This is a genomic window from Streptomyces sp. NPDC002018 (genome assembly GCF_042890865.1).
GTDB lineage: Bacteria > Actinomycetota > Actinomycetes > Streptomycetales > Streptomycetaceae > Streptomyces.
This window is the reverse complement of record NZ_JBIASO010000008.1, coordinates 363,329-374,100: the sequence shown is the minus strand read 5'-3', so window position 1 is coordinate 374,100 and position 10,772 is coordinate 363,329. Positions and strand designations below refer to the sequence as shown.

11 protein-coding genes are annotated in these 10,772 nt (G+C 69.0%); 10 read left to right on the top strand and 1 reads right to left on the bottom strand.

The genetic code is table 11. The features are described from left to right. Positions 1-236: 236 nt before the first annotated feature. The 10 genes from ACFYYH_RS16515 (at position 237) to ACFYYH_RS16470 (ending at position 10,273) form a co-directional block, all read left to right on the top strand. Entirely contained in the window at positions 237-845 is a 609-nt protein-coding gene (locus tag ACFYYH_RS16515) for a CDP-alcohol phosphatidyltransferase family protein (RefSeq protein WP_388551174.1), read from the top strand. A gap of 108 nt (positions 846-953) precedes the next feature. Further along, a complete protein-coding gene (locus ACFYYH_RS16510) occupies positions 954-3,449 on the top strand; it encodes a sugar phosphate nucleotidyltransferase (RefSeq protein WP_388551172.1) in 2,496 nt (831 codons plus the stop codon). Positions 3,450-3,608: 159 nt separating this feature from the next. Further along, entirely contained in the window at positions 3,609-4,538 is a 930-nt protein-coding gene (locus ACFYYH_RS16505; protein WP_388551170.1) for a DUF881 domain-containing protein, read from the top strand. Then, positions 4,535-4,867 (top strand): small basic family protein, encoded by a 333-nt coding sequence (locus ACFYYH_RS16500; RefSeq protein WP_023543062.1) that lies wholly within the window; start codon positions 4,535-4,537, stop codon positions 4,865-4,867. The genes ACFYYH_RS16505 and ACFYYH_RS16500 overlap by 4 nt, the downstream gene beginning before the upstream one ends. 119 nt (positions 4,868-4,986) lie before the next feature. Further along, positions 4,987-5,688: a DUF881 domain-containing protein gene (locus tag ACFYYH_RS16495; protein ID WP_388551196.1), complete on the top strand. Its 702-nt coding sequence runs from the start codon at positions 4,987-4,989 to the stop codon at positions 5,686-5,688. A gap of 148 nt (positions 5,689-5,836) precedes the next feature. Beyond that, a complete protein-coding gene (locus ACFYYH_RS16490) occupies positions 5,837-6,655 on the top strand; it encodes an FHA domain-containing protein (RefSeq protein WP_388551195.1) in 819 nt (272 codons plus the stop codon). 16 nt (positions 6,656-6,671) lie between these two features. After that, on the top strand, positions 6,672-7,412 hold the full coding sequence (locus ACFYYH_RS16485) for a MerR family transcriptional regulator (protein ID WP_388551168.1): 741 nt from the start codon (positions 6,672-6,674) through the stop codon (positions 7,410-7,412). Between the two features lie 53 nt (positions 7,413-7,465). Continuing rightward, on the top strand, positions 7,466-7,939 hold the full coding sequence (locus ACFYYH_RS16480) for a bifunctional nuclease family protein (protein WP_006123076.1): 474 nt from the start codon (positions 7,466-7,468) through the stop codon (positions 7,937-7,939). 183 nt (positions 7,940-8,122) lie between these two features. Further along, positions 8,123-8,692 carry a MerR family transcriptional regulator gene (locus ACFYYH_RS16475; protein WP_388551166.1) on the top strand — a complete coding sequence of 190 codons (570 nt, stop codon included), beginning with the start codon at positions 8,123-8,125 and terminating at the stop codon, positions 8,690-8,692. A gap of 150 nt (positions 8,693-8,842) precedes the next feature. Further along, positions 8,843-10,273 carry a DNA polymerase IV gene (locus ACFYYH_RS16470; RefSeq protein WP_388551164.1) on the top strand — a complete coding sequence of 477 codons (1,431 nt, stop codon included), beginning with the start codon at positions 8,843-8,845 and terminating at the stop codon, positions 10,271-10,273. Here the strand turns inward: ACFYYH_RS16470 and ACFYYH_RS16465 are convergent. Then, positions 10,261-10,665 carry a PRC-barrel domain-containing protein gene (locus ACFYYH_RS16465; RefSeq protein WP_388551163.1) on the bottom strand — a complete coding sequence of 135 codons (405 nt, stop codon included), beginning with the start codon at positions 10,663-10,665 and terminating at the stop codon, positions 10,261-10,263. The genes ACFYYH_RS16470 and ACFYYH_RS16465 overlap by 13 nt on opposite strands. Between the last annotated feature and the right edge of the window lie 107 nt (positions 10,666-10,772).

The following is a 10,772-nucleotide window of genomic DNA, read 5'->3' as shown; positions in this document are numbered from 1 at the left end:
ACTGCAGGGGGGACCCTGTGGGAGAGTAGGACGCCGCCGAACAATTATTGTGGGGATGCCCCGCACCGTTATGGTGCGGGGCATTTCTGCGTTCAGGGCTCTGGTGTGCGCGTCCGGTGTCCGCGTGACGACACCATGATCGTGATGTCCGGTTGTTACCCCCTTGCACAGGGCCGCCGGCGCTGAGGGTAGGGTCAGGAGGCATCGTTGGCACGTTCCACACAGGAGGCCCCCGGGTGGAGGTCCAGGAGACTCGCGTTCAGACGGACCGGGTGCTCACCATCCCCAACATCCTCAGCATGGCCCGCCTCGTCGGCGTCCCCCTCTTCCTGTGGCTGATCCTTCGCCCCGAGTTCGGGGGACCGAACAGCGACGGCTGGGCATTGCTGGTGCTGATGCTGAGTGGCGTCAGCGACTATCTCGACGGCAAGCTCGCCCGTCGCTGGAACCAGATCAGCAGTCTGGGCAGGCTCCTGGACCCTGCCGCGGACCGGCTGTACATCCTTTCCACCCTGGTTGGCCTCACCTGGCGGGAGATCCTGCCGCTGTGGCTCACCGCAGCCCTTCTGGCCCGTGAGCTGATGCTTCTGGTGATGGTGGGAATCCTTCGCAGGCACGGCTATCCGCCCCCGCAGGTGAACTTCCTGGGCAAGGCGGCTACCTTCAACTTGATGTACGCCTTCCCGCTCCTGCTCCTCAGTGACGGAAGCGGTTGGCTTGCGTCACTCGCCGAAGTTTTCGGATGGGCGTTCGCGGGATGGGGTACGACCCTGTATTGGTGGGCAGGGATCCTGTATGTGGTCCAAGTCCGTCGGCTCGTCAAGGCGGACATCGCGGCCGATTAGCTCGTCGATGTGAGCCGTGCAGTGTCGCCGGCGCACGCCTGACGCTAGGGCCGCTGTCCGGACGGGTGAAGTCGGCGAGACCGTCTCTTCAAGGAGGACGCTTCCGACATGAAGGCTGTCGTGATGGCTGGTGGCGAAGGAACTCGACTTCGCCCCATGACCTCGAGCATGCCAAAACCGCTCCTGCCGGTGGTCAACCGGCCCATCATGGAGCATGTGCTGCGGTTGCTCAAGCGCCATGGGCTCAACGAGACCGTCGTAACCGTGCAATTTCTTGCCTCTCTCGTCAAGAACTACTTCGGCGACGGTGAAGAGCTCGGGATGGAGCTCACCTATGCCAACGAGGAGAAGCCGCTCGGCACCGCGGGGAGCGTGAAGAACGCCGAAGAGGCACTGAAGGACGATGCCTTCCTCGTTATTTCCGGTGACGCCCTGACCGACTTCGATCTCACCGATCTCATCGCCTTCCACAAGGAGAAGGGCGCACTGGTGACGGTGTGTCTGACCCGGGTGCCGAATCCGCTGGAATTCGGCATCACGATCGTGGACGAGGAAGGGAAGGTCGAGCGCTTCCTGGAGAAGCCCACATGGGGCCAGGTCTTCTCGGACACCGTCAATACCGGCATCTATGTGATGGAGCCCGAGGTCTTCGACTATGTCGAGGCCGATGTCTCCGTGGACTGGTCCGGTGATGTCTTCCCTCAGCTCATGAAGGAGGGCAAGAAGGTCTACGGCTATATCGCCGAGGGCTACTGGGAGGATGTCGGCACGCACGAGAGCTATGTGAAGGCCCAGGCCGATGTCCTCGAAGGCAAGGTGGACGTCGAGATCGACGGCTTCGAGATCTCCCCGGGTGTGTGGGTGGCCGAGGGCGCCGAGGTCCATCCCGACGCCGTGCTGCGGGGTCCGCTGTACATCGGTGACTACGCCAAGGTCGAGGCCGACGCGGAGATCCGTGAGCACACCGTCGTCGGATCCAACGTGGTCGTGAAGACCGGTGCGTTCCTGCACAGAGCCGTCGTCCACGACAACGTCTACATCGGTCAGCACAGCAATCTGCGCGGCTGTGTGGTCGGCAGGAACACCGACATCATGCGGGCGGCCCGCGTCGAGGACGGGGCCGTCATCGGTGACGAGTGCCTGGTGGGTGAAGAATCGATCATCCAGGGCAATGTGCGGGTCTACCCGTTCAAGACCATCGAGGCCGGCGCCTTCGTCAACACCTCGGTGATCTGGGAGTCCCGGGGACAGGCACATCTCTTCGGCGCCCGCGGTGTCTCCGGCATCCTCAACGTCGAGATCACACCGGAAGTGGTGGTGCGGCTGGCGGGGGCGTACGCGACGACTCTCAAGAAGGGGTCCACCGTCACCACGGCGCGTGACCACTCGCGTGGTGCCCGCGCGCTCAAACGGGCCGTGATCTCCTCGCTCCAGTCCAGCGCCATCGACGTACGGGACCTGGAGAACGTACCGCTGCCCGTCGCCCGGCAGCAGACCGGCCGGGGCAGCGCCGGCGGAATCATGATCCGTACCTCGCCGGGTGTGCCGGACTCCGTCGACATCATGTTCTTCGACGAGCGGGGCGCGGATCTGTCCCAGGCGGGTCAGCGCAAGCTGGACCGCGTGTACGCGCGCCAGGAATACCGCAGGGCCTTCCCCGGCGAGATCGGGGATCTGCACTTCCCCTCCAGCGTCTTCGACTCGTACACCGGCTCGCTGCTGCGCAACGTCGATACGACGGGTATCTCCGAGGCGGCACTCAAGGTCGTGGTCGACGCGTCCAACGGCAGCGCCGGACTCGTGCTGCCCAGCCTGCTGGGCCGGCTCGGTGTCGACGCGCTGACCATCAACCCCGGTCTCGACGAGTCGAGGCCGACGGAGACGGCCGAATCCCGCCGTTCCGGACTGGTCAGACTCGGGGAGATCGTCGCCTCGGCGCGCGCCGCGTTCGGAGTGCGGTTCGACCCCGTGGGCGAGCGGCTTTCGCTGGTCGACGAGCGGGGGCGGATCATCGAGGACGACCGCGCTCTGCTGGTGCTGCTCGACCTGGTCGCCGCCGAGCGGCGCAGCGGCCGGGTGGCGCTGCCGGTGACGACCACGCGTATCGCCGAGCAGGTCGCCGCGTACCACGGCACTCAGGTCGCCTGGACGACCACCTCGCCCGACGATCTGACCCGGGTGGGCCGCGAGGAGTCCACGATCTTCGGCGGTGACGGACGCGGTGCGTTCATCGTGCCGGAGTTCAGCAGTGTGCTGGACGGTACGGCGGCGTTCGTGCGGCTGATCGGTCTGGTGGCGCGCACCCAGCTCACGCTGAGCCAGATCGACGCCCGTATCCCCCGCGCCCATGTGCTGCGCCGGGATCTGGCCACACCGTGGGCGGTCAAGGGTCTGGTGATGCGCAGTGTCGTGGAGGCGGCCGGGGACCGGCAGGTGGACACGACGGACGGAGTCCGGGTGGTGGAGGCCGACGGCCGCTGGGTGATGGTGCTGCCCGACCCCGCCGAGGCCATCACCCATCTGTGGGCGGAGGGTCCCGACGACGCCTCGGCCCAGGCCCTGCTCGACGAGTGGTCGGCCGTGGTCGAAGGGGCCGGTCACTAGGGTCTTTCGTTTGGATCGAGCCCAGCGAGACCCGAACGAGAGGCCATAGGGACGAATCGCCGCATGCCGCCGGTGTGCCGGACACTCCTCCCCGGGGGTGTCCGGCACACCGGTGGGGCCATTCGGCGGTAGGGGCCGCGACGTGCGACGATGTGCGGCATGCCGCAGCAGCCCCCCATTCGGAGCACCGTTTCTCCGCCACTCCGCCCCGATGCGTCGATGTCGCTGCTGAACAATGTGATGGACCACAGCCTCGACGAGGGCTACGCGGAGGCGGCGGCCCGCAGGGACGCCGCGGAGGGCGGTCTGCCGCATACGCTCCGGGCCAAGCTCTGGCTCGCCGCGGGGCTGGTACTGGCCGCCCTGGTGGTCACGGTGGGCGCGGCCGAGGCGCGGATCTCGGCCCCTGTCGTGGCCAAGGAGCGCGAGGAGCTGATCGACCGTATCGACGCGGAGACCTCGACGGCCGATGAACTGGAGAAGTCGGTCGAGAAGCTCCGCGGTGAGGTCGTGGCGCGTCAGCGCGCGGCCCTGCGGGCGCACGGCGGCGACACCGGCGGAACGGCGGCCCTGCTGGCAGGGGCGACGCCGGTGGACGGCCCCGGGGTGAAGCTCGTGGTCGACGACGCGGAGGAGTCGGGTTCGGGCGGCGGCGGGCCACGGGGGAGCAGCGGCTTCTCCGATACGGGCCGGGTACGCGACCGGGACATGCAGCGAGTCGTCAACGGTCTGTGGGAGTCGGGCGCGGAGGCGATCGCCATCAACGGGCAGCGGCTGACGTCGCTGTCGGCGATCCGGGCCGCCGGTGACGCCGTACTGGTCGACAACAGGCCGCTGGTGCCGCCGTACACGGTGCTCGCGGTGGGGGACGGGAAGAAGCTGAGCGCCGCGTTCCAGGACAGTGCCGACGGACGCTATCTGCATTCGCTGCGGGAGAACTTCGACATCCGCACCAGCATCTCCGACCAGGAAGAGGTGCGTCTGCCTGCCGCGCCGAGCCTGATCGTACGTACAGCAGAGCCGTGGGCCACCGACGCCGGGAAGGGCGACGGGCAGGGCACGGCTGACACCGGGAAGGGCACATCGTGATCGCCGTACTGGGCCTCGTCGTGGGAGTCGTGGTCGGACTGTTGGTCCGGCCCGAGGTGCCGGCGGTGGTCGAGCCCTATCTGCCGATCGCCGTCGTCGCGGCTCTGGACGCGGTCTTCGGTGGCCTGCGGGCCATGCTCGACGGGATCTTCGTCGACAAGGTGTTCGTGGTCTCCTTCCTGTCCAACGTGGTGGTGGCCGCGCTCATCGTCTTCCTCGGCGACAAGCTGGGGGTGGGCGCGCAGTTGTCGACGGGTGTGGTCGTCGTGTTCGGTATCCGGATCTTCTCCAACGCCGCCGCGATCCGCCGGCATGTCTTCCGGGCGTGAGGCGGGTGAGCGGCGTGGAGACCCCCAGGAACGAAAACGGCGCGGCCGGTACGGCCGGTGCCGCGGGAACGCCGGCCCCGCCGGAGACCGAGCCCCAACAGCTCACCGGCCGCCAGCGGTTGGCGGCGGGACTCTGGCCGCCCCGGGTCACCCGGGCCCAACTCGTCGTGGCCCTTCTGCTGTTCGTGCTCGGCCTGGGGCTCGCGATCCAGGTCAGGTCGAACAACGACGACAGCGCGCTGCGGGGCGCCCGCCAGGAGGACCTGGTGCGCATCCTGGACGAGCTGGACGACCGTACGCAGCGGCTGGAGGACGAGAAGCAGCGGCTGGACGACCAGCGCACCGAGCTGGAGAACAGCTCGGACCAGGCCGAGGAGGCCCGCAGGCAGACGCTGGAGAAGGAGCAGCAGCTCGGCATCCTGGCCGGTACGGCCGCCGCCCGGGGGCCGGGGATCACGCTGACGATCAGCGATCCGAACGGCACCGTCGAGCCGGACATGCTCCTCGACGCGATCCAGGAGCTGCGGGCCGCGGGCGCGGAGGCCATCCAGGTGGATGGTGTCCGCGTGGTCGCGGATACATACTTCTCGGGAACGGGCGGTGACGTCCAGGTGGACGGCCGGCCGGTCGCTGCTCCGTACGAGTTCGAGGTCATCGGCAGGCCGCAGGATCTGGAGCCCGCCCTCAACATTCCCGGCGGAGTGGTCCAGACCCTGGAGAAGGAGCAGGCCACAGCTTCGGTGACACGGGCTGAGAAGATCGTTGTGGATGCCTTGCGACCGGCGAAGCGGCCTGACTACGCTCGGTCGTCGTCGGGGTGAGCCGGTGGTGCATGGCGGCTGTCGCACGCGGGCATGAGCTTGCGGGGGGTCGGCGCACGATCAGCGTGGTGTGTGGTGGAAACTGTCCGGTGGATACGGACGTTGTCAAGATGTCCGGGTCGGCAGGTGTGTTCATTCAGGGTTCGTCCTGCCCCACGGGCGGGTCTGTTTCGGTCAAGGGGAATCGCCCGTGAAGTTGTTTGGGAAGTTGTTCGGCAAGAGCGCACGCGAGGACGGCGGTACGGCCCGCCATCGCGCGTCGCGCCATGGTCAGAGCGAGGAGCAGAGCGGCGAGCGCCCGCTCTTCCGCGACCAGGTGGGCGGTGAGGCCACCGGCGCGTCGTCTGTTGACCCTGCGGGTCCCGGCCGCATAGGTTTCGGGCAGTCATCTGCCCCGGCGGGGCAGTCGCGGCAGGAGGAACCCACGATGGCGGGCTTGCCGGTCTGTACGAGGTGCGGTCACCGGAACGCGGAAGCGAGCCGGTTCTGCTCCAATTGCGGTGCGCCGTTGCGGGGCGCGGTGCCCCCGGAGCGCGCGTCGGAGACGACGTCGACGATCTCCATCTCGGGTCTTGAGGCGTACGACTCGGAAGCGACCGGCCAGACCTCGCTTCCTTCGCTGACGCCGGAGGCGCAGGCGGCGGTCGACGCGCTGCCGCTGGGTTCGGCGCTGCTGGTGGTGCGCCGCGGTCCGAATTCGGGCAGCCGCTTCCTGCTGGACAGTGAGCTGACCACGGCCGGCCGTCATCCGGAGAGTGACATCTTCCTTGACGACGTGACCGTGTCACGCCGTCATGTGGAGTTCCGCAGGGGCGCGGACGGCCACTTCACCGTCTCGGACGTGGGCAGCCTGAACGGTACGTACGTCAATCGTGAGCGGATCGATTCGGTCCTGCTGGCGAACGGCGACGAAGTCCAGATCGGTAAGTACCGGCTGGTCTTCTACGCGAGCCAGCGGGGCGTGTGACCCTCAGGGAAGGTCCATGCTGCGAACACCGACGGGCGGTGCCGGCCACGGCACCGCCCCCACGGGCGAACCGCTGGTGAGTATCGGCGTGGTGCTCGGCAGGCTCCGGGAGGAATTTCCCGAGGTCTCCATCTCCAAGATCCGCTTCCTGGAGGCGGAGGGGCTGGTCGAGCCGCGCAGAACACCCTCCGGCTACCGGAAGTTCAGTTCCGAGGACGTCGAGCGGCTGGCTGAGATCCTGCGGATGCAGCGCGACCACTATCTTCCGCTGAAGGTCATCCGGGAGCATCTCGACGCCCGTGGGCGCGGCGAGCGCGCGGGGCCTCCAGGGCCCCAGCGGCAGTCGCTGGGGGACGCTGTCGGTGAGCCGGAGCCCGACCGCCCCACGGCCGCCCGGATCGGCCGTGAGGAGCTGCTGGCCGCCGTCGAGGTGGGCGAGAGCAGGCTCGACGAGTGGGAGGCGTACGGCCTCATCACGCCGATGCCGGACGGCGCGTACGACGCCGAGTCGGTCACGGTGGCGCGACTTGTCTCGGATCTGGGGAGATTCGGTCTGGAACCCCGGCATCTGCGCGCGATGAAAGCGGCCGCGGAGCGCGAGGCCGGACTGGTCGAGCAAGTGGTGGCGCCGCTGCGCCGGCACCGTAATCCGCAGACCAGAGCCCATGCCGAGGCCACCACGATGGAACTGGCCGCCCTCTCCGTGCGGCTGCACGCCGCCCTCGTCCGGACGGCTCTCGGGGTCCGGCAGCACTGATCACCAGGGAGCCCGACTACCCAAACCTGCCGGGCACGTCCTAGGGTTACTGTGTGAACGAGCTCGACGTTGTGGGTGTCCGGGTGGAAATGCCCTCCAACCAACCGATCGTGCTCCTGCGTGAAGTGGGAGGCGACCGGTACCTCCCCATTTGGATCGGCCCTGGGGAGGCGACGGCCATTGCCTTCGCCCAGCAGGGCATGGCTCCGGCGCGGCCGCTGACCCACGATCTCTTCAAGGATGTCCTTGAGGCGGTGGGCCAGGAACTGACCGAGGTCCGGATCACGGATCTGCGGGAAGGGGTCTTCTACGCGGAGCTGGTCTTCGCCAGCGGTGTCGAGGTGAGCGCCAGGCCCTCCGACGCCATAGCGCTGGCGCTGCGCACGGGTACGCCGATCTATGGCAGTGACGGGGTGCTGGACGACGCCGGTATCGCCATCCCGGACGAGCAGGAGGACGAGGTGGAGAAGTTCCGCGAGTTCCTCGACCAGATCTCGCCGGAGGACTTCGGTACCAACAGCCAATGAGCGGCCGCCGATGAGCACCGATCCGGGCTCCATCGGGACATTCGGTCAGCTTTTCCCCGAAAAGGGGCACGGGAAACCACTCTCAGGGTGATTATCACTCGGCGTGGCGAGTGTGGCGATCGTTGACGCACCCCGGGCGACTGCCTACCTTCGACAAGGCAGGTCTAGGACGGAGGGGTCGGCGTGAGAAGCAGCGGCGACAGTACGGCGGCGGGCGGTCCGTATCCGCTTCACGGCGGTGCGGCCGACCCCGGTACGGAGACGGTCGGATACCGGGGCCCGACCGCCTGTGCGGCGGCCGGCATCACGTACCGCCAGTTGGACTACTGGGCCCGTACGGGGCTTGTCGAGCCGAGCGTGCGTCCGGCGTACGGATCGGGCACACAGCGGCTCTACAGCTTCCGTGATGTGGTCGTCCTCAAGATTGTGAAGCGGTTCCTCGACACCGGGGTCGCTTTGCAGAACATCAGGGCGGCGGTCCAGCATCTGCGGGACCGCGGTTTCCAGGACCTGGACCGGATGACGCTCATGAGCGACGGGGCGACCGTCCACGAGTGCTCCTCGCCCGACGAGGTCGTGACGCTGCTCCAGGGCGGCCAGGGCGTCTTCGGGATCGCCGTCGGCGTGGTGTGGCGGGATGTCGAGGCGGCGCTGTCGCAGCTCCACGGCGAGCGGATCGACACCGGCGAGACACTGATCGGACACAACCCCGCGGACGAGCTGGCGCGGCGCCGCAGGGACCGCGCCGTCTAGGGATGTCCGGTCCAGCGCCTGGCGCCGGTCCAGCACCTGGTGTGTGACGCACCGCCCGTACCCCCGAGGAGAGCCCTCGGGGGTACGGGCGGTCTTGTTCCGGACCGGATCTCCGTCCGATTGTCAGTGGTGTGAGGCAGCATCGGTGGTGTGAGATCCGCGCCGACGATCCTGCATCTGGACATGGATGCCTTCTTCGCCGCCGCCGAGCAGGCGGCGAAGCCGAGTCTGCGTGGAAAACCGGTGGTGGTGGGCGGGCTGGGCCCGCGTGGGGTCGTCTCGACGGCCTCGTACGAGGCGCGGCGGTTCGGGGTGCACTCGGCGATGCCGATGGCCCAGGCGAGACGGCTGGCGCCGAACGCGGCGTATCTGGTGCCGCGCTTCGCGCTCTACCGCACGGTCAGCGAGCAGGTCATGGGACTGCTGGGCAGGCTCTCCCCGCTGGTGGAGCCGCTGAGCCTGGACGAGGCCTTCGTGGATCTGGAGGCCGGCGGATCCGCCCATGACACGGCCTCGGCGCTCGTGGCCGGTGAGCGGCTGCGCGCGGACATCAGGGCGGTCACCGGGCTCTCGGGTTCCGTGGGGCTCGCCGGGTCCAAGATGCTGGCGAAGATCGGCTCGGAGCAGGCCAAGCCCGACGGGCTGGTCCTCATCGAGCCGGGCACGGAGCGCGAGCTGCTGGGGCCGATGCCGGTGCGGATCCTGCCCGGGGTGGGGCCCGCGACCGGCGAGCATCTGCGGCGGGCGGGGATGACCACGGTCGCCGAGCTGGCCGAGGCGGGCGAGGACGAACTCGTACGGCTGCTGGGGAAGTCGCACGGTGCCTCGCTGTACCGGATGGCGCTGGGGCACGACGACCGGCCGGTGGTGTCGGAGCGCGAGGCCAAGTCCGTGTCGGTCGAGGACACCTTCGACGTCGATCTGCACGACCGGGTCCGGGTGCGCACGGAGGTGGACCGGCTCGCGGACCGGTGTGTGCGGCGGCTGCGGGCGGCCGGGCACTCGGGGCGGACCGTCGTGCTCAAGGTGCGGCGGTACGACTTCTCGACGCTGACCCGTTCGGAGACGCTGCGCGGGCCCACCGACGATCCGGGGGTGGTGCGGGAGGCGGCGGGGCGGCTGCTGGAGTCGGTGGACACGACGGGCGGGGTGCGGCTGCTGGGCGTGGGCGTGACCGGCCTCGCGGACTTCACACAGGAGGATCTCTTCGCGCAGGCCGCGGCGGCCGAGCGGCCCGAGGCCACCCCCCAGGCGCCGGTGGGCGCGGCGGAGGGGACAGCGGCGGACGACGGCGCGGCGCGGCCCGCGGAATCGCCGCCGCGGGCGGACGGGGGCGCGCCGGCACAGGAGCCGGAGGCACCGGCCGAGCGGCGCTTCCCGGCCGGACACGATGTGCGGCACGCCGCCTACGGCGCGGGATGGGTCCAGGGCAGCGGACTGCGGCGCGTGACCGTACGGTTCGAGGAACCGGGGTCCGCGCCGGGACGGGTGAGGACGTTCTGGGTGGACGATCCCGAGCTGGCGCTCTCCGAGCCGCTGCCCCTGGTGCCGGGACCGCAGGACGCCGGTCAGTCGTCCTGACCGGCCAGCCGGCCGAAGTCGCGTTCGGAGTCCCGGTCGGACAGGGAGCCGGGCCGCTCGGGTGGCTCGGGTTCCGGCTCGGGCAGGGCGAGACCGTAGTGGTGGTAGAGCTGGAGCTCCTGTTCCGGGGAGAGGTGGCGGCCGACACCGAAGTCGGGGGCGTCCTTGATCAGCGCGCGCTCGAAGGGGACCTGGAGCGCGTCGTCCACCAGCGTGCTGGGTGCGAGCGGGACGAAGGCGTCACGGCTGAAGAACCCGGTGCGGACCGCGGCCCACTCCGGGACGCCCGTGGCGTCGTCGAGATACACCTCGTCCACGGTGCCGAGCTTGTGGCCATTGCGGTCGAACGCCTTGCGCCCTATCAGACTGCGCGGATCGATATCGGTCTCCACGGTCCCTCCAGCTGGTCGCACATGCGCGTACCACTACAAAAGGGCAGATCCCCGGCGGCGGCCACTCGAAAGCCGTACGGAAGGCCTCGCTGGTAGTCTGACGGTGG